General features: G+C 40.0%; 20 protein-coding genes. 17 read left to right on the top strand and 3 right to left on the bottom strand.

What is annotated here, in order from left to right; genetic code table 11:
- The first annotated feature begins 60 nt into the window (after window positions 1–60).
- Entirely contained in the window at window positions 61–681 is a 621-nt protein-coding gene (locus J2S74_RS04180) for a YpjP family protein (protein ID WP_307322218.1), read from the top strand.
- Window positions 682–1,003: 322 nt separating this feature from the next.
- On the opposite strand, the gene J2S74_RS04175 is transcribed toward J2S74_RS04180, so the two are convergent.
- A complete protein-coding gene (locus J2S74_RS04175; protein ID WP_307322215.1) occupies window positions 1,004–1,300 on the bottom strand; it encodes a hypothetical protein in 297 nt (98 codons plus the stop codon).
- Window positions 1,301–1,560: 260 nt separating this feature from the next.
- Here J2S74_RS04175 and J2S74_RS04170 point away from each other — a divergent pair, with 260 nt between their 5' ends.
- The 15 genes from J2S74_RS04170 (at window position 1,561) to J2S74_RS04100 (ending at window position 15,319) form a co-directional block, all read left to right on the top strand.
- Window positions 1,561–1,887: a YckD family protein gene (locus J2S74_RS04170; protein ID WP_307322213.1), complete on the top strand. Its 327-nt coding sequence runs from the start codon at window positions 1,561–1,563 to the stop codon at window positions 1,885–1,887.
- A gap of 178 nt (window positions 1,888–2,065) precedes the next feature.
- Window positions 2,066–2,530, top strand: a complete 465-nt coding sequence (locus J2S74_RS04165) for an RNA polymerase sigma factor (RefSeq protein ID WP_307322211.1) — start codon at window positions 2,066–2,068, stop codon at window positions 2,528–2,530.
- Window positions 2,530–3,738, top strand: a complete 1,209-nt coding sequence (locus J2S74_RS04160; protein WP_307322208.1) for a hypothetical protein — start codon at window positions 2,530–2,532, stop codon at window positions 3,736–3,738. Before J2S74_RS04165 ends, J2S74_RS04160 begins: the two co-directional genes overlap by 1 nt.
- 12 nt (window positions 3,739–3,750) lie before the next feature.
- A complete protein-coding gene (locus J2S74_RS04155; protein ID WP_307322205.1) occupies window positions 3,751–3,936 on the top strand; it encodes a hypothetical protein in 186 nt (61 codons plus the stop codon).
- A 357-nt stretch (window positions 3,937–4,293) separates the two neighbouring features.
- Complete coding sequence (desA, locus tag J2S74_RS04150; protein ID WP_307322199.1) at window positions 4,294–5,382, top strand: Delta(5) desaturase DesA; 1,089 nt, start codon at window positions 4,294–4,296, stop codon at window positions 5,380–5,382.
- 69 nt (window positions 5,383–5,451) lie between these two features.
- On the top strand, window positions 5,452–6,612 hold the full coding sequence (locus J2S74_RS04145) for a sensor histidine kinase (protein WP_307322196.1): 1,161 nt from the start codon (window positions 5,452–5,454) through the stop codon (window positions 6,610–6,612).
- The gene (locus J2S74_RS04140; protein WP_307322193.1) at window positions 6,590–7,189 is read left to right on the top strand and encodes a response regulator transcription factor; all 600 of its coding nucleotides are present in this window, start codon (window positions 6,590–6,592) and stop codon (window positions 7,187–7,189) included. Before J2S74_RS04145 ends, J2S74_RS04140 begins: the two co-directional genes overlap by 23 nt.
- Before the next feature lie 236 nt (window positions 7,190–7,425).
- A complete protein-coding gene (locus J2S74_RS04135; RefSeq protein WP_307322189.1) occupies window positions 7,426–7,911 on the top strand; it encodes a BsuPI-related putative proteinase inhibitor in 486 nt (161 codons plus the stop codon).
- 273 nt (window positions 7,912–8,184) lie between these two features.
- On the top strand, window positions 8,185–8,640 hold the full coding sequence (locus J2S74_RS04130) for a DUF2512 family protein (RefSeq protein ID WP_307322186.1): 456 nt from the start codon (window positions 8,185–8,187) through the stop codon (window positions 8,638–8,640).
- A 353-nt stretch (window positions 8,641–8,993) separates the two neighbouring features.
- Window positions 8,994–10,226 carry an MFS transporter gene (locus J2S74_RS04125; RefSeq protein ID WP_307322183.1) on the top strand — a complete coding sequence of 411 codons (1,233 nt, stop codon included), beginning with the start codon at window positions 8,994–8,996 and terminating at the stop codon, window positions 10,224–10,226.
- A gap of 104 nt (window positions 10,227–10,330) precedes the next feature.
- Complete coding sequence (locus tag J2S74_RS04120; protein ID WP_307322182.1) at window positions 10,331–11,170, top strand: S1 family peptidase; 840 nt, start codon at window positions 10,331–10,333, stop codon at window positions 11,168–11,170.
- An 80-nt stretch (window positions 11,171–11,250) separates the two neighbouring features.
- The gene (locus J2S74_RS04115; protein ID WP_307322180.1) at window positions 11,251–11,430 is read left to right on the top strand and encodes an H-type small acid-soluble spore protein; all 180 of its coding nucleotides are present in this window, start codon (window positions 11,251–11,253) and stop codon (window positions 11,428–11,430) included.
- 237 nt (window positions 11,431–11,667) lie between these two features.
- Complete coding sequence (locus tag J2S74_RS04110) at window positions 11,668–12,657, top strand: DUF4003 family protein (RefSeq protein WP_307322177.1); 990 nt, start codon at window positions 11,668–11,670, stop codon at window positions 12,655–12,657.
- A 107-nt stretch (window positions 12,658–12,764) separates the two neighbouring features.
- Window positions 12,765–13,583 carry an ABC transporter ATP-binding protein gene (locus tag J2S74_RS04105; protein ID WP_307322174.1) on the top strand — a complete coding sequence of 273 codons (819 nt, stop codon included), beginning with the start codon at window positions 12,765–12,767 and terminating at the stop codon, window positions 13,581–13,583.
- On the top strand, window positions 13,580–15,319 hold the full coding sequence (locus J2S74_RS04100) for a putative ABC transporter permease subunit (protein WP_307322171.1): 1,740 nt from the start codon (window positions 13,580–13,582) through the stop codon (window positions 15,317–15,319). The genes J2S74_RS04105 and J2S74_RS04100 overlap by 4 nt, the downstream gene beginning before the upstream one ends.
- Before the next feature lie 60 nt (window positions 15,320–15,379).
- Here J2S74_RS04100 and J2S74_RS04095 read toward each other — a convergent pair whose 3' ends face one another.
- Window positions 15,380–15,505, bottom strand: coding sequence for a hypothetical protein (locus tag J2S74_RS04095; protein ID WP_307322168.1), 126 nt, complete (start codon window positions 15,503–15,505; stop codon window positions 15,380–15,382).
- Window positions 15,506–15,783: 278 nt separating this feature from the next.
- On the opposite strand from J2S74_RS04095, the gene J2S74_RS04090 reads away from it, so the two are divergent.
- Window positions 15,784–17,001 (top strand): S8 family peptidase, encoded by a 1,218-nt coding sequence (locus J2S74_RS04090; RefSeq protein WP_307322165.1) that lies wholly within the window; start codon window positions 15,784–15,786, stop codon window positions 16,999–17,001.
- 52 nt (window positions 17,002–17,053) lie between these two features.
- Here J2S74_RS04090 and J2S74_RS04085 read toward each other — a convergent pair whose 3' ends face one another.
- Complete coding sequence (locus J2S74_RS04085) at window positions 17,054–17,668, bottom strand: polysaccharide deacetylase family protein (protein WP_307322163.1); 615 nt, start codon at window positions 17,666–17,668, stop codon at window positions 17,054–17,056.
- Between the last annotated feature and the right edge of the window lie 26 nt (window positions 17,669–17,694).

The raw sequence follows: 17,694 nt of genomic DNA, 5'->3' as shown, positions 1-17,694 counted from the left end.
ATAGACTTTCTCCCTCAACGTGGTAAAATCTAGGTAAGGACACAAAAGGGAGACATTTCTATGAAGCTATGGTTTAAAAAAGTATCCGTTATCCTAATTACATTTATGACTCTTGGTGTTTTTATACCACCAAACTATTTGGATACACGTGCAGAGAACGAGGACGTTGTCTCTTCTTCACGGGAGTATGCAGATAATCAGTCATCGGAAAATACACATAACAATGAAATAGATTACTCTAATGAATACGAAGATAATGATGACACGACTTCATCAGCTGATTATTTAGTTAATATGCTAACTGCACAAGCAAAAGAGCAAACACTCTACAAGCTTGGTCCTAGAATTATTGATCGGGTAGAGGATGAGCTAACAACAACTATATTGCCTAACATAGAAGAAGTGTTACAAATGATTTTTGAAGAAGCAGGAGAAGATGAGTTCCAATACTATGGAATAACGGAGCAGCCTGCAAATGGTTATGGTGAAAAGATCTTCGTCCTTTATGATCACCGTACAAAAGAGGAGATTGCCAGATTTGATGTAAGACGGGACAATCGCCCTAAGGACGGTCACTGGTTTAATTTTCACTATCATTTAAGTAAGGATAACTTTGAAGAGCATTATAACATCGGAGACGTGTATTGGGATAAAAACACTCCGCCAAAATGGATGGCATAAATAAGATGTTGAGTCGATCCAGTATGGGTTCATCAGCCACCACAATGGAACGAAAATAAAGCCAGGGTTCCATGTCCCGTATCAAAATGGTATCTGGTTCGATTAAGAAATAAAATAAATAGCAATTATTTAGGCACCTGATTAGGAAGGTGTCTTTTTGTTATTAAGATACTAGTTTTATTATGTAAAATGCTAATTCAAATAGACTTAGTTTATAACTGCTTTATGAGACGGGTAAGCTGCATGTTAAAGTCCCTACCTGTTTCATAACCTCTTTATGAAACAGGTAAGGGCTCTGATTTCGAAATAGTATCATTTTATTTTATCTAATAAAACCTCCTGGACGTGGTCCCCATTGAGGTGGTGCAACTGGTGCCCCCCATTGCTGTTGTGGCGCCCAAGGTTGCTGAGCAGCAGGTGCCCCCCATGGTTGTTGGGCTGCCCAAGGCTGCTGAGCAGCAGGTGCGCCCCATGGTTGTTGGCCTGCCCAAGGTTGTTGTGCAGCGGGAGCACCCCATGGTTGCTGAGCCCCGGCAGCTCCAGTCATTTGTCCAGTAAGATAATTTCCTAATAGTGCTCCGCCAACAGGTAAAAGTAAACCTCCAAGTGGTCCAAACATTTACATCTCTCCTTTAGAAAATAATTGCCTCTACAGATTGAAATAAGTATTTTTTTATCTAATCAAACACTTTAAAATATCCAACCCATTGCAAGGCTTACCCATATGTGTATGAAGTCGGACATAAAAGTGCGTGAGCAAGGGCCCGGTAAACTAGCCTAATGGTTCTGGAAAACGGTCAAGTTCACAGGAATTTTATGGATAAAAATAAAAAAACTGTACAACATAAGCTCTATAGTTTTAAAAAGGGAGTGATTATTTTGAAGAAGTACATATTTGCTGGTATGGCAGCTGTAGTTTTAATGATAAGTACAATGGGTATTTGCACACCTGAGGCTGGTGCAGAGGGGTTCAATAAAGATGTGGAATTAACCATTGAACAGAAGGATGAAATGGCTAAGCTTCAACAGAAAGCGTTGGAGCAAAAGGTAGAAATCATTCACAAATATGTGGAGTATGGTGTTATCACGGAGGAGAAAGGAGAGAAAATTATCTCCCGTTTAGAGAAGCACCATAAAGAACTAGCGGATAATGGTTTTATTCCAAAATGGGATAAGCATAAGCGTCATGGTAATCATCATGATTAATCTTCAAGGCTAGGCCAGCACAATAGTGTTGGCTCTTTTTATAACTTTTTTCATTTTTCTCCAACACTTTTCCCCTCTCATCCGTTATCTTTATGAGAGAGAAAAGCCGCGGCTCTCACCTCTAATAAATTTTGAAAGATGAGCTTTAAGCTCATTAAAGCATAAGCGAGGGAAGGAAATGGAAGCTATTGATCTATATGAAAAGTTGAAGCTGGATCTTTATCGCTTTGCCAGGTCAATAGCAAGGCATGAACAGGAAGCAAATGACCTCGTGCAGGATGCATTGGTTAAGGCGTTAGGTGAGAAAAAGCTTTATAGTTTACCAGAGTATAAGCAGCGTGCTTGGTTTTACCGAGTGATGAAAAACCAGCTTATAGATGAACGGAGAATGGATAAGCGCCTAATAGAGTGGGAGGAGGATTTAGATATTCCAATCCCGTTTATTGCTACAGAACACTTGGAAATGAGTGAGCTATTATCCCAATTACCATTGGAATTTAGTGATCTGATTTTTAAGAGATATTGGTTAGGGTTATCCAGTAAGGAAATAGGTGAGCAGGTTGGAGTTCCGGCGTCAACGGTACGATATAAGCTTCATTTAGGGATAAAACAATTAAGGGAGATAATGGAGGAGGAAGTATAATGGGTCAACATATTGGGAATGTGGGAATTTTAAACTTAGTGAATGCTACAGAAGAAAGTGTTGAAGGGGTAGAGAGTATTGGAAATGTGGGGATGCTCCTTTACGGGAAAGAAACAGCTCATCTTGTATCTAAATTAAATATAGGCAATATAGGTAAGACGATTGAGCTTCCGGAGGACTACCGTTTTTATAATGGAAATTTAATCATTGACCAAGCTTATTTAGACACAATACAAGATTCAATCCGATTGCTTGTGAATGGTACGGTTATTATAGATAAAGAGGTTCAACCTGATCAATTACAAAAAGGGAAAATCAGCCTTATTGTGAATGGCAGTGTTTATGCACCAGCTCATTTATCTGCAGCTGTAGGGAATATTTTAGCAGAGGGCGGCATGAAAGTGGATCACTACGAAGGGCCGCAGCCACGTTTTGAAAGTGGAGAAGTTACTTTATCCAATGCCTTTTTAGACGCTTTGGAAGATTCCCAGTGCCTCGTCATTAGTGGTGTTCTTCGCTTAGCTCAAGATTTAGATTTGAAAAAATTTGACGAGAAGATTAGCAAATTAAAATTAAAAGGACTCGTTACTTTATTTGAAAATCAAGAATCTATTTTTTACAAGAAAGCCGTTTCCGTAAACAGTAAATTAGTAAAGGTCATCCCCGATGGCTACGAGGTATTGACGAAAACACTTCGCCTGAATTCACGTTCCATTCGTCGTTTTAAAAACAAAAAGTTGTATACGAAGAAGCCTTTAATTCTCGAAGGAGATGTAACAAGGGAAATGCTTACGAATGCCATCACCAAACTAGAGTCCACTTCTTTTGTTATTTGTCATGAAACCTTAGAGGATCTGGTTTATGAAATAGCGAGTAATCTAGATACAGAAATATTATCGTACAAAAATAGCTTTGTTATGGTTGAGGGAGAAGATACATGGTCTAACGATGAATTTCTTGCTTTAGAGAATCCGACGAATTTTATCGTTCAAGGGCAACTAACCCTCGAAGGGGATGTCCAGGGGGATGTTCTAAGTGAAAAAATAGCAGCTTTAGATATCCTAGGTGAAGTGATTGTTTCTGAAAAAAAATTAAAAGGCAGCTTGCAAAATGTCATACGGGTGAATACTGGCAGAATAAAAGATTTAGGAATCAGGGATGGAAGAATGCCGCAATCCTTAAAAAATGTGGGGGAGCTTTCCCTATAGGAGGGAGTCGGAATGTATCCGATAGAGGAACGTATTGCAAAACAACGAATGGAGGAGCTGCAACAGGAGGCAAAACAACATAGACTAGCCCAGCAGCTATTATCCATTGATAAAAGAAATGAAATATCCACCTTCCAAATCATCATAAAAGTCCTGTCCCTCTTCGAATTTAGATTAACTATTAATTTTGGTAAGTAGACTGTTTTCATAAACTTAGTTGCTATTTTGAAAAGCTTGGAGAAGTGGAAAGCGTCCGCCTGTAGCGTATCCAAGCCCAAGTATATCCATCTAAAACAATACAAAACAGCTTTCGGGTAATTAAAGGAATGTATTATATAAGGGCCACTGTCATCAGATGAGGTCCTTTTTTCTGTTGAAGTTAGTTATATTACGATAGTTAATAACTTATAAATCGTGTTTATATGACATTTGTCATACTGTGTCACTGACGTTTATGACTTATGGGAATCCCTTTCATTTTTTATACTTAGTGATATAAGTAAGTACTGTGATTTGGGGATACAGTACAAAGCGCAATTTGGGGAGGTTATAACCATGAGTAAAACAAATTCAAATATTGCTAAATTGAAAAAGGAAATGGCTCCTTTTGAAAAATCAGATACAAAACAAAGTATAAAACAAGTAATTAATACGTTAGGACCGTTAGTAATTCTTTGGTACGTTGCCTATTTAAGTTTGTCAGTGTCCTACTGGCTTACATTACCGATCTTAGTTGTAAGTGCCGGTTTCCTCGTTCGAACGTTTATCATTTGTCATGACTGCTGTCACCAGTCGTTTTTCAAAAACCGTAAAGCCAATGATATATTAGGTACTATTACTGGAGTGTTGACGCTGGTTCCTTATGAGCAGTGGAAGAACAGCCATAATATTCATCACGCAACGAGCAGTAACTTAGACAAACGTGGAACAGGAGATATGTGGCTCTTAACTGTAGAGGAGTATGCAGAAGCGCCTCTTTGGAAAAAAATTGCTTATCGCGGTTATAGAAATCCACTTGTTATGCTAGGATTAGGTCCAATCGCCGTTTTCGTTATTCAATATCGTTTTAACACAAAGAATGCCCGAAGAAAAGAGAGAATGAACACGTATATTACGAATGTATCTATCGTAACTTTATATGCTACTCTTATTGCCTTAGTAGGCTGGCAGGCGTTCCTTATGATTCAAGCTCCGATGATGCTCATCTCCGGGATGCTTGGTATTTGGTTGTTTTACGTTCAACACCAATTTGAAGACTCTTATTTTGAGCATGATGATGAGTGGAGCTACGTGCAAGCTGCCGTAGACGGAAGCTCTTATTACAAGTTGCCGAAGGTGCTTCAGTGGATCACTGGTAACATTGGGTTCCACCACGTGCATCACTTAAGTCCAAGAGTGCCAAACTATAACTTGGAAAAGGCACATGATTCGTCTGTGCCACTTCAAAAGGCCACAACCATTACAATTGGCACTAGCTTTAAATCATTACGATTCCGACTTTGGGACGAAGAGACAAAGACTTTCTTAACCTTTAAAGAGGCAAAAGAAGTATACCGCAAGAAGCAAGCTGCGAAACTATCGCTGGCGGATAACTTTACTCCAACACCAAAACCACAAGTAGAACTAGTACGAAAAGCAAACTAATTAGTAAAAAATATGATACAATAAACGAAATAAATGAAACGGATTTAGGAAAGAAAAGAGGGACGGATTGTGAAAAAATGGGGTGAAAAATTTCGGAAAAACACAGGACTTAGTCCGTACGTTTGGATCGTTTTTTACATCCTCCCTTTTTATTTTATTTTCCATGATTCCTCCACCTGGCAAGTAGCTATTGGCATCGCTATGATCATTGGCTACTTTATTTGCTATGTATTATCCTTTGCCTCCCATGGCTGGATTGTCTATATTGGGGCTGGTATGCAAATTGCCATTTCCACGGCCATGAGTCTGCTATTTGGATATATTTATTTCTTTCTATTTCTAGCATTCTTTATCGGCAACCTTAAAAAAAAGGCTGCCTTTATTACGTTTTATACAATCCTTCTCGTTACGACCTTTGGAACCAGTTATTATGGGTTCATCACACATAGTGTTTTTATCACACAGCTACCCTTTGTTTTCTTAAGTATCATTGCCGTCATTCTTGTTCCTGTCAGTACATATAACAAGAACAAAGAAGAGATGCTTCAAGGCCAACTGGAGGATGCGAACAAACGTATCTCTGAGCTAGTGAAGATGGAAGAAAGACAGCGAATTTCAAGAGACCTTCATGACACCCTTGGGCAAAAACTATCATTGATTGGGTTAAAAAGTGACCTAGCTGCAAAACTCATTAGTAAAAATCCTAATCAAGCAAGAACGGAAATAAAGGATGTACAAAAAACAGCACGAATTACACTAAAAGAAGTTCGAGAACTGGTCATGGAAATGCGAGGAACAAAGCTGGAGGATGAAATCTATCGAGTAAAGCAGCTTTTGAAGGCAGCAAACATAAAATTTAACGTGGAAGGACCGCTACACCCTCCTAATACATCTTTGATAGCAGAAAATGTAGTGAGCATGTGTATTAAAGAGGCAGTTACAAATGTGGTAAAGCATAGTAAAGCCACCGCTTGTTCCATTTCCATAGAACCAACTAAAACGGATTTAGTTGTTAAGGTCCGTGACAACGGAAAAGGAATTGGTCAAAAGGCGAATCGAACAAAAGGCAGTGGACTTCGGGGCATGAAGGAACGGCTGGAATTTGTAAATGGTAACCTGGATATCTATGGTGAAGACGGGACCACCATTGTTATTAAAGCACCGAATAATTTCATTCAATCGGAAGATAGGGAGGGGGCGGAGCGTTATGATTCGGATCGTCATAGCTGAGGATCAGAAGATGTTACTAGGAGCTCTATCTGCTTTGTTAGATTTAGAAGATGATATGACCGTTGTGGGAAGTGCCAGCAACGGTGAAGATGCAGTAAAACTAGTACAGGAACACAAACCTGATATATGTATTATGGATATTGAAATGCCCAAGAAGACTGGGCTGGAAGCTGCTGAGGAGTTAAAGGATTTTGGCTGCAAGGTTATTATTTTAACAACCTTTGCCCGTGCTGGATACTTTCAACGGGCAGTGAAAGCCGGTGTTAATGGGTATATGCTAAAGGACAGTCCTAGCGACGAACTCGCCGATTCGATCCGCAGTGTCATGGCAGGCCGCCGTATCTACGCCCCAGAACTTGTGGATGAATTTTATAGTGAGAAAAATCCGTTGACGGAGCGTGAAAATGACGTTTTATCCCTAATGGCAGAGGGGAGAAGCACGAAGGAAATTTCTCAGGAACTACATCTCACAAATGGAACCGTTCGGAATTACATCTCTTCCATCTTGGAAAAATTAGAGGTAGGGAATCGAATCGAAGCAATAACTCGTGCAAAAGAAAAGGGTTGGTTTAAATAAAAAGGTTGAACAATAGATCCTATCCAAAAGGTAAAAATGGACTTGGAGAAGGGATACCCACATTGCACCGTAAATTTACGGTGTTTTTTTAATGTTTCCCGTGTGTTATTGTCCCCGGAAACTGTCAATAATGTTCCTGATAGCCTAATGGTAATGGTGTAACGATTTTGGTGTGAATTACGACTTACATTATGAAAAACAAAATTTTTTACAATAGAATATTGGAGGGAATCATCATGAAAAAACTGCTTTATTTGTTTATATTAGGGCTCTTTCTAACAGGCTGTGGAACTGGTAATGGAGATAATCAAACGGGAGACGAGGTAACAACAGGTGAAGGTGGAAATAATGCAGGGAACGGAGCTGTTACTGGGGAACTGGTACCAAGTATTATGGAAGATGGGGAATTAATCTTCGTTTATACAGTAAGCAACCAGACGGAGGAGGAAGTAACTTTAGAATTTTCCACTTCCCAAAGATATGACTTTTCTGTTGAAACGAAAGATGGGGAGCAAGTTTTCCTATTCTCAAGTGTAGCCATGTTTTTACAGGTGGAAGGAGAAGAAGTGTTGCAGCCTGGAGACGAACTGGTCTATGAAATTAATTTAAAGGAATTCCAACTTGACGAGGAGTTGGAGCCGGGAGATTACGAGTTGAAGGCATGGATGACGCCAAAAGAAGGAAGCATGTCAGAAGTGTCGATGGACTTCACTGTTGAATAAATAGTTGTTAGTAAGGTTGGTGCATTTTTGTATCAACCTATTTTTTTGCTTAAGAATATGTCGGGAATGTGAACACGGCGGGTAAAGTTACTGCGACGGCGGGTAAGTAGTGAGTAATGGCGGGTAACGGTCCAAGACACCACGGGTAAACTCCCCATAACGGCGGGTAACCGATACACGTCCACCTATTTATATGGAAAAATACAGTATGAACACTCTCCTTTTGGTAAAAATGAGTGGAAAGAGACAGTTAAAACAAAAGGAGTCAACTTGATGAATCATTTAAAAGCCTTTTTTATAAAATTTGCCGTTACTTTTTCCATTCTGTTCCTCATTTTAGGAATTTACTATCAAGCTTTCATTGGTGATGTTCTCGCTATTAGCTTTATCCTAAGCTTTGTTACTTATATCTTAGGAGACTTAGTAATATTACCGAAACTTGGGCATTTATCTGCCGTGTTTTCTGATTTTGGATTAGCCTATATCGGTATTGTGACACTAGGGGCTGCTTTCATAGAAAGACCGCTCATCTTCGGGGCTGTGTCCTTTTTCGCTGCACTAGCTATAACAGTCAGTGAAGGGTTTTTCCATAGATACATGACAAAAAGCATTTTGCCGGAAATGGAACAAGGCCAGCTAATGGTAGAGCCGAGAATAAACTTTATTACCGAATTTGCAGAAGAGTTGGATGTGAACAGTGAAGTTCCAAAAAATAAGGAAGAAAAATAGCATTCGTCGAAAGGGAGCAGCCCTCGAAGCTGCTCCTTTTTTCATTGTAGCCCCATGCTAATGAGAATTTCACACCATGGAGAATGAAAATTTTTAGTCTCCTTGGAATGAGCGGAGGTCCACGAGACTCCTGCGGAAGAACGAGCAAGCCAAGACCACGCAGGGCAAAGCCCGTGGGGGCTTGACAGGTCGTCCGCGGAAAGGGAGTGGACCGTAGCGAATGACAACCAGATTTATATTTTCATAAAAAGTTTCAAGAAAAATTCGAAAAACGAATAAATTACTACAATATGCCCTTGAAAGTTTCGTCACTCGAAATATATAATAAGATAGAGAATAGGATGTGAATAAAAATGCAAGAAGGAAACTGGAAACGGAATTTATATATTTTAATGGTCTGTCAGTTTTTTGTCATGGCAGCCATGACAATGATTATCCCCTTTTTACCACTTTATCTTCAGGATCTCGGTGTTACGGATCCGCAAGCTGTAAGCCGTTGGGCTGGATTTATCTTCGGAGCTAACTTTTTATCTGCTTTTATTTTTGCACCATTATGGGGCCGTATGGCAGATCGCCATGGCCGTAAACTAATGCTACTTCGATCAGGCTTCGGAATGGCCATCGTCATCACCCTCACAGGATTTGCCATAGGACCTTGGTCACTTCTTTTTCTTCGATTGTTAAATGGAATGATCTCCGGATTTATCCCAGCAGCTATTGCCTTAATGTCTATGAGTACGCCAAAAAAACATGTTGGATATGCCCTAGGAATGCTGCAGGCAGGTGCCGTTGCAGGCGGTATTTGTGGACCGTTGTTCGGAGGAATTATGGCGGATTTAATGGGATTCCGCATGATTTTTTACGTAACGGGAGCAACGATTCTTGTGGCAGCCTTCGGTGTGTTGTTTTTCGTCAAAGAGAACTTTGAGAAAAAAGAAGAAAAGGTGAAAACAAATACACTGCAAGACTTCAAGAAAATTGCTGGAACTTCACCCATGTTAACCTTATTCACTGTATTTTTTATTGTGCAATGCGCCCTTATTGGAATTAATCCGCTCTTGTCATTGTATGTACAGGAGTTAACTACCTCACAAAATGTGGCCTTTTATGCAGGGTTGGTCATGTCTGTGATGGGGTTTGCGAACATGTCTGCCAGCCCGTTTTTAGGGAAGTTAAGTGACCGGAAAGGGGCTCATTTTGTACTACTAATTGGATTGCTGTTTACAGCGATTATTACTTTGCCACAAGCCTTTGTACAAAGCTATTGGCAGCTACTATTCCTACGGTTTTTACTTGGACTTGGTCTAGGGGGCCTCCTACCATCCATCAACTCCCTTATTCGCCATTTAGCCCCAGAAGGAATGGAAAGCCGCACGTACGGTTTTTCCAACAGCTTTATGTATTTAGGGACAATGATCGGACCTATCGCTGGTGGTTGGCTTGCCTCCTTTGCGGGAATGAGGAGCCTGTTCATCGTATCGGCAATCCTCCTTTTCGTCAATGTCTTTTTGGTAAAAACAAGGGTCATACCCGTAATGAACAGGAAAATGGCCGAATCGAAAAGAAAGAAAACAGTAATAAGTTAACTTGCAGAGGTGTCACTCACTAGTTGTGGCATCTCTTTTGTAGTTTTTGCAATAATGTAGGACATGGTAAAATAAAGAGAAGGATGTCGGGCAGGGGGGTTACAATGGACGAATTTAATAAAGATAAAGAAAAGGACAGTCATAACCAAGAGGAAGAAGAGCTTTATTTTGACGGAGAAAGATACTATACGCGGGAAGAGTTTTTTAATCCTGATGATGAAGAAGAGGAAATAGATCCAAAGAAGAAAAAAACGGGTAAATGGCTGAAGGTCACTATTGCTTCTATACTGACTGTCGCTCTATTGAGCAATGTTCTCTCCCTATGGCCCCAGCTATTTAACTTAGCTTCCATTGAATTTTTGGCTATTTCAAGGGAGCTTTCCCAAAATGAAGATGTGCAGGCCTTTAAGGAATCGGTGGTAGTGGTAAGGGCTGGGGACAGCAAAGGAACGGGTTTTTACATTTCTAATGAAGGGCATATTATGACCAATTATCATGTTATTGATAATCTCCCCCAGATGGTGACCGTATCCTTCCAGGATGGTAAACGGTATCCGGCATCTGTCGTGATGGAGGATCCTGCTATTGATATTGCCATTTTGCAGATTGAAGGGGAGAACCTAGATCGACCTGTTCTTGAGTTTGAAGAAACGTGGGAGGAAGGGTTGCCCGTTTATATTATTGGCAATCCGTTATTTTTTAATTTTATTGCTAATCGGGGACATGTATTGGATCTTACCCCAACAAGAAACAGGGACGACCCGATGCTTATGATTGACGCACCCATTTATAAAGGAAACAGCGGGAGTCCTGTTATTAATCATGATGGTAAAGTTGTGGGAGTCGTATATGCAACCACCCGGGTTGATTATGAAGGGGATCGAATTCGCGTAGGATTAGCTGTGCCAGTCGATTATTTCAAAAAATATCTCGATGATTTTTAAGTTGGAATGCCTTCCATTGAATATTTGGTTAAATAGGGGAAAACCTATATTTGTCATTATAGTGAAGGAGGGTAAGCCGAATGGAGAAAGAGCGTGTTCAAGAGATTTTAGACTCCCCTGATATGATTCGAGTGACCTATAAAGGGACTCCTGTATTTATTGAAACAGTGGATCAAGACGCAGAAAAGGCATATGTATTTCCAACGGAAGAACCGGATAACCGTTTTAGCGTGGAAATAAAAAGTCTGCAGGAGCATTAAAAAAAATTCGACAGGTAACCAGTGGGCCTGTCGAATTTTTTATAGGGGCCCAAAATTTAAAGGACAAAGTTGACGAGCCACCATAAATTGGCAATGGAATTCGAAACTTATATTAGGGCAAAAATGAAGAAATGCTATCATTTTTTCATAATTATCGAATCAACCTAATAAATAATTGAAACATTTTCAACTGCCCGACGTATATACAAGTATCAGAAGAACAAAGGATGTGTTCTCATGGGGCAGGTTTCGGATCAACTCGTCAATGAATTCACAGATGCCTATGGTCAATTGAGGAAAAAGCTAAAATGGCACGTATCCGACGAACGATCCCTAATAATGGTTGCAGCTCTCTATATTATCAAGGGGAAAAAGTTAGATATACAGCAGTTCCTTGATGTTAGTGACTACATTAATAAAAATGTTGGTGTTTTCTCTTCCTTGAAGTCTTCACTGCGATTTACCATTGCAACAATGCTGCTTCTTCGTTTTGATAATCCAACGGAAAAATTCCATCATTATATGAAGATCTATGACAAGCTTGTCCAGAAGGGTTTTAAAAGGGGGAATTTCACTTATATCTCTGCAATTAGTCTTCTGACAAATGAAACGAAGCTAGATGACTTAAATGTAAGTATTGAACGGGCCGCAGAGGTATATGAAGAAATGAAAAAGAGGCATGTTTTTTTGACCGGGCAAAGTGACTACCCATTAGCCGTTTTATTAGCACAGGCAGATCGAAATGTGGAGAGCCTGATGGATGAAACGGATTACTATTACGATAATTTATCGAAAAATGGTTTCCGTAAAGGGAATGATTTGCAATTTCTATCCCATGTTTTATCCTTGCAAAAGGAAGTCGACTCCGAAGATCTTATGGAACGGTGCAGCATGATAACAGATAAATTTAAGGAAGTAGGTAGGTCTGTAAAGCCTATGTATTACCCAGCGTTAGGGGTCCTTGCACTCTTGGATGATGGGGAAAAAGAAGTGACTAATATCATGAATTTATACGATCATCTAAATAAGGAGAAATTGTTTCGGTGGCATAAAGATATGAATTTTATCATGGCTATTCATTTTACAGTGAAAGATAAGGTAGATCATACTAGTTTAGTAAGTACAGGTATGCAAACGACAATGGAAACAATACTTCAAGCGCAGCAGACAGCTATGGTTGCAGCCATGGCAAGAACAGTAATAATAGCTTCCAACAATAATAATTAACGTTACTAGCCGGTGCTTCAGAAGCCACCGGCTTTTTACAATCTATGCGAATGAGCCTTTCAACAAAAACAGTAGTATTTATTAAAATGTGTTACCATATATAGGAATTGAAAAGGTTTTTAAAGGGGAAGGATGGAAGAGTGATGGCGACGATTGAACTGAAGGATATTCAAAAAACATACGGAAAAACGGAAGCGGTGAAACACCTTAACTTAACTATATCGGAGGGAGAGTTATTTGGTTTCTTAGGACCTAACGGAGCGGGGAAAACGACGACGATAAAAATGATGACAGGTTTGTTGGAGCCCACCGAAGGGACCGTAGAGATTTGCGGGTTCGATATGTGGAAGAAACCAATGGAGGCAAAAAGAAACATTGCCTATCTACCGGACCAGCCAAATTTGTATCCTAAATTAACAGGTTGGGAATTTCTTAGATTCATAGCTTCGGTGTACCAAGTTAATGAAGATGACTTCTTAGAGCGGGCAGAGAAATATTTACATATGTTTCATTTAACGGACAGTGCAGAGGATCTATTGGAGAGCTATTCCCATGGGATGAAGCAGAAGATAGCTTTAGTAGGCGCTTTAGTCCATGATCCGAAGGTTATTTTTTTAGACGAACCTACTGTAGGACTTGACCCTGGAAGTGCCCGTAAATTGAAGGAGTTGTTAAGGGAGCTATGTGATCAAGGGACGACTGTATTTATGTCCACACATATATTAGAAATTGCAGAAAATATGTGTGACCGGGTGGGAATCATTACGAATGGGTCGTTGCTGGCCCTTGGTACGATGGAGGAATTAAGGGCGCAAGGTGGAAACGATAAAGCAACGTTAGAGGATATCTTTTTAGAATTGACCGCTGGTGAGGACTCTGCAGAACTCATTCGAAGCTTGGAATCTGAGGATGTGAATGGAAAATGACGAAGCTCCTCTTACAAATATATTGGAAACAGTTCAAACGAACCTTTTCCGGATTGCGGGCGGGACAAATCCTGCCTATCGTTGCAGTTGGCTTCTTGGGTCTGATGTTTTTGCCAATTTTTATTTTGGGAGTCAGGGCATTAGGAGAAATTTTACCGGTGGAATTCCTGGCAAGCTTGTTTTCCATCATTGCTTTGTCTGCCGTTATCTTAACGATGCTGTTCGCTATTCCTCAAGTATTTAAACATTTGTTTTCGTCTAGAGATGTGGAGTTTTTATTTACCCTGCCCGTAGCAACGAAGCATATATTTTGGGTGAAGTATATACAAAGCTTTTTTTCCACAGCAGGATTTGTTTGGATTTTATTAGTACTCTTTTTTGTAGTGTTCGGATCCGGAGCTAATGTCAGTGGTTTCTATTATGTGGCAGTTCCACTTGTTTCTTTGGCTGTGGTGTTAATTGGCTTGACCATTGCCTATTTATTTAATCTAGTTCTTATTCAAATTATTCCTAGAAGCAGAGCAAATGAATTGATGACACTCATGACGGGGATGGCTGGGCTCTTCGTTATCATTCTTTTTCAACTACCTAATATTATGGGGTGGAACAGAGTATCAGTGGGCTTAACCTCTGAGCTCCCCACTCTTCCAGTGCTGCTGCCCACTACTTGGGCTGGAGAGTCTCTGTCCCTTTTCAGTCAAGGCTTCTCCTTTACCGCCTTTGTTTGGGCCATTAGTGCAGTAGTTTTTGCAGTGATCGTTTCCCTTTTAACGTCTACTATTGTGGAAAAGGGATTCCGGACAGGCTGGATTCGATTAAGTGAAGGGACGTCAAGAAAGAAAAAACGGAAGCGTCCAATGAAAAAATCTGGTTTATTGAAGCACCCTATCATCTTTCTTGGAATGAAGGAGCTACGTGCTGTTCAACGAGACCCTAGGGAATGGCTGACCTTTTTACCGTTGCTTGTCATTATGATTTTTCCTATAGTTGCCCTTATGACCAATGAAGGTACGCGGCAGGCGATTATTCATAATCCGTTAATTAGCTGGCTTGTGGCACATGCAATGATTATTTTTTTCTTTACGATGCTCATGGGAAACTTTTCCGCATCTAGCATTGGTCGGGAAGAGAAGGCAGTTTGGATATTAAGGACACTGCCATTAACAGGTATGCAAATTGCATTAGGGAAGTTGTGGATTCATTGGTTGATACCTTTTAGCTTTGTCATTATCCTTGAAATAGTTTTAACGTTTTTCTTAGGATGGGCCTGGTATTTAGGAGTTGCAGGGGTATTAAGCATCGGTTTCATTTCTTTAGGAATGAGCAGTATTGGACTATGGGCAGGAACCATTGGAGGAAAGTATAATCCTAACAACCCTCAACAAAGAATCGAGACTGGAACTGGCTTTTTACTCATCTTTATAAATATTCCTTATATGCTATTAATGTTTGCCATCGCTGTCTTGCTCTTTATGCCTACGGAATTTCAGCTGCAGATTAGTAATTTTTCAGAGAGCTCGTTAGGCTTCTTATCTTTCCTTGCTTCCATTGTGACAGGAGTATTATCTGTCAAAAACCTATTAGGGGACTGGAGCATGCTTGTGGGGATATTGACGTTGGTTATTGCATCCTTAACCATTACGTATTTATTCCTATGGCTTAGTGCCAAAAGAATTGATCAAGGTATTCAAATTACGATAGTAGACGGATCTGGGGGGAAATTGAAAAAGCTATAAATCAGTTAGAAAGGCTTAGCCATTTGGAGGCTAAGCCTTTCCTATTAACTATCGTACATTTTACAAAAATCTGTTTTCGAATTGTTGGTGTATTTTAATTTGATGTTGGTTCATGTATTGTTCTGTTCGGTGTATTTTATCTAAATTTGGTTTGATGTAGTTTCTAATGAGTGTTAGGATTGTCATCTTTCTAACCTCCCCGTTTCTTAACTTAAATACATTTTATCCCTTAGAAATATTTCCCTAAACATACTGGGGGTTGGTTTTCACTACTCCTATGGTCTGATTTATTTCTCATCTAAAAGTTGCAAATTACCTCGTCAATACTTTTGTTTTTCAACTTCGTATGACTTTTGTACGATTTTATCCCTTCGGAGAACGAAACATTAATTATTTAGAATATTTGAATATTTTTCATATATGTATGAATACAGTAACATTCAATTTTTCTTAGGAGGGATTAGGTGAAGAAAACTTTATCTGTTTTATTCATGCTGTCGCTTTGCTTTGTTTTAATTGTGCCATCGATCGGTGCACAAGGGGTTTCCTCTGAAGGGAAGAGTGGCGAATACTTAGTTCAATTTAACGGGCCGGTGAATCACGGATTACTTACTGCTTTTGGTGTTAGTGAAGAAGATGTTTTCCATGAGTTTAATGCACTTCCCGTTGTACACTTACAATTAACGGAGAAACAAGCATTCGGATTAAGTAACCACCCTAAGATTAAATATTTAGAAGAAAATGCAGAGGTTCAAGCACTAGGTCAGACAGTTCCGTGGGGTATTCCACATGTTCAAGGGACAGATGCACATGGGGAAGGTTATACGGGGAATGGTGTGAAAGTAGCCATTCTTGATACGGGAATTGATAATACCCATGAGGATCTTAATGTTCAACCAAATGGACATTCCGTTTTCTCCGATGCCGATAATAGTGATCCGTTCTATGATGGCAGCGGGCACGGTACACATGTGGCAGGTACAGTTGCAGCATTAAATAACAATCTCGGTGTTCTTGGGGTAGCTTATGATGCAGAGCTATATGCGGTAAAGGTTTTAAACAATAGCGGAAGTGGATCCTACGCTGGTATTGCAGAGGGAATTGAGTGGTCTATTGAAAATGGAATGGACATTATTAATATGAGTCTTGGCGGCTCCCATAGCTCCTCTATTTTAAAGGAATTCTGTGATCTTGCCTATGACTCTGGAATTCTATTAGTGGCTGCTGCAGGTAACAGTGGAAACCGTGGTGGAAATAACGATTCTGTTGGCTATCCAGCAAAATATGATTCTGTTATTGCTGTAGCTGCTGTGGATGAAAATAATAATAGAGCATCCTTCTCCAGTACTGGACCTGCTGTAGAGCTATCTGCACCTGGAGTAAGGGTATTAAGTACGGTTCCAGGTAATGATTACGCTAGTTACAATGGAACTTCTATGGCATCCCCGCATGTGGCAGGTGTTGCTGCACTCATCTGGGCAGAAAAACCTGAGCTATCTAATGTGGAATTACGTGAACTATTACGTGCAACTGCAATTAATTTAGGAGGATCCAACCAATATGGGTATGGACTTGTGCAGGCACTTGATGCTATCGAATATACCGGATCCGGTGGCGGTAATGGAGGCGGCCAGGATGATGATGACAGTGGATCTGGTAGACCGGGGAATGGCCGACCTTAAACCTTAATTAATTTAGAAAAGACGATGTGTACTGTTTGTACCATCGTCTTTTTTATGGGAGGGAAATTTCGTAGCCTTTTTCCTTTATTTCATCTATTAGCTCTGGAAGGATGGATACGGTTTGTTCCAGTTCGTGAAGAAGGATAATCGAGCCTGGTTGAATATTTTCTATCACATTACAGAAGATTTTCTCTGGTTTTTCCTTATGCTCCCAATCGTAAGAGGAAATCTCCCACATAACGGGGGTTAACTCTAATTCCTCCATGATGTCCATCGTGTCCTCATTGTATTGTCCAAAAGGAGGGCGGAAATAACGGACTTTCTGGTCAGTGACTGCTTCTATTTTTTCTAAACTTCCCTTTATTTGCCTATATTGTTGTTCTCGGGAAAGGTTTGTTAAATTTTTATGATTGTGGGCATGGGAGCCAATAATATGTCCTTCGTCTAGCACCCTTTTCCACGGTCTTTTAGGATGTAATAATCTAGATTGCCAGAAGAACATTGCCGGAGCATTTTTTTGCTGCAAAATATCCAAGATACTGTTCAAATGTCTACCAGGTCCATCGTCAAAAGTAAGGACAACCTTTTTCTGGTCTTTTTTAAGTTGTGCTAAATTTTTTAGCCATCTATCGTCTTGGAGATCGTACACGACCTCATCCGTTACCACTCATGGAGTCCGCATTTGGAAGACCT

Origin of the sequence: Evansella vedderi (genome assembly GCF_030813435.1) — a bacterium.
Classification (GTDB): Bacteria; Bacillota; Bacilli; order Bacillales; family Salisediminibacteriaceae; genus Evansella; species Evansella vedderi.
The sequence above is the reverse complement of the archived record's forward strand: the minus strand, read 5'-3'. Positions and strand labels throughout refer to the sequence as shown.

Bases quoted from the DNA above. Each gene is read 5' to 3' on its own strand.
- J2S74_RS04115 (WP_307322180.1), top strand. From the start codon at position 11,251: ATGGAGAAAGAGCGTGTTCAAGAGATTTTAGACTCCCCTGATATGATT.
- J2S74_RS04175 (WP_307322215.1), bottom strand. From the start codon at position 1,300: ATGTTTGGACCACTTGGAGGTTTACTTTTACCTGTTGGCGGAGCACTA.
- J2S74_RS04155 (WP_307322205.1), top strand. From the start codon at position 3,751: ATGTATCCGATAGAGGAACGTATTGCAAAACAACGAATGGAGGAGCTG.
- J2S74_RS04130 (WP_307322186.1), top strand. From the start codon at position 8,185: ATGAATCATTTAAAAGCCTTTTTTATAAAATTTGCCGTTACTTTTTCC.
- J2S74_RS04095 (WP_307322168.1), bottom strand. From the start codon at position 15,505: ATGACAATCCTAACACTCATTAGAAACTACATCAAACCAAATTTAGAT.
- J2S74_RS04100 (WP_307322171.1), top strand. From the start codon at position 13,580: ATGACGAAGCTCCTCTTACAAATATATTGGAAACAGTTCAAACGAACC.
- J2S74_RS04110 (WP_307322177.1), top strand. From the start codon at position 11,668: ATGGGGCAGGTTTCGGATCAACTCGTCAATGAATTCACAGATGCCTAT.
- J2S74_RS04180 (WP_307322218.1), top strand. From the start codon at position 61: ATGAAGCTATGGTTTAAAAAAGTATCCGTTATCCTAATTACATTTATG.
- J2S74_RS04165 (WP_307322211.1), top strand. From the start codon at position 2,066: ATGGAAGCTATTGATCTATATGAAAAGTTGAAGCTGGATCTTTATCGC.
- J2S74_RS04140 (WP_307322193.1), top strand. From the start codon at position 6,590: ATGATTCGGATCGTCATAGCTGAGGATCAGAAGATGTTACTAGGAGCT.
- J2S74_RS04125 (WP_307322183.1), top strand. From the start codon at position 8,994: ATGCAAGAAGGAAACTGGAAACGGAATTTATATATTTTAATGGTCTGT.
- J2S74_RS04135 (WP_307322189.1), top strand. From the start codon at position 7,426: ATGAAAAAACTGCTTTATTTGTTTATATTAGGGCTCTTTCTAACAGGC.
- desA (WP_307322199.1), top strand. From the start codon at position 4,294: ATGAGTAAAACAAATTCAAATATTGCTAAATTGAAAAAGGAAATGGCT.
- J2S74_RS04120 (WP_307322182.1), top strand. From the start codon at position 10,331: ATGGACGAATTTAATAAAGATAAAGAAAAGGACAGTCATAACCAAGAG.
- J2S74_RS04160 (WP_307322208.1), top strand. From the start codon at position 2,530: ATGGGTCAACATATTGGGAATGTGGGAATTTTAAACTTAGTGAATGCT.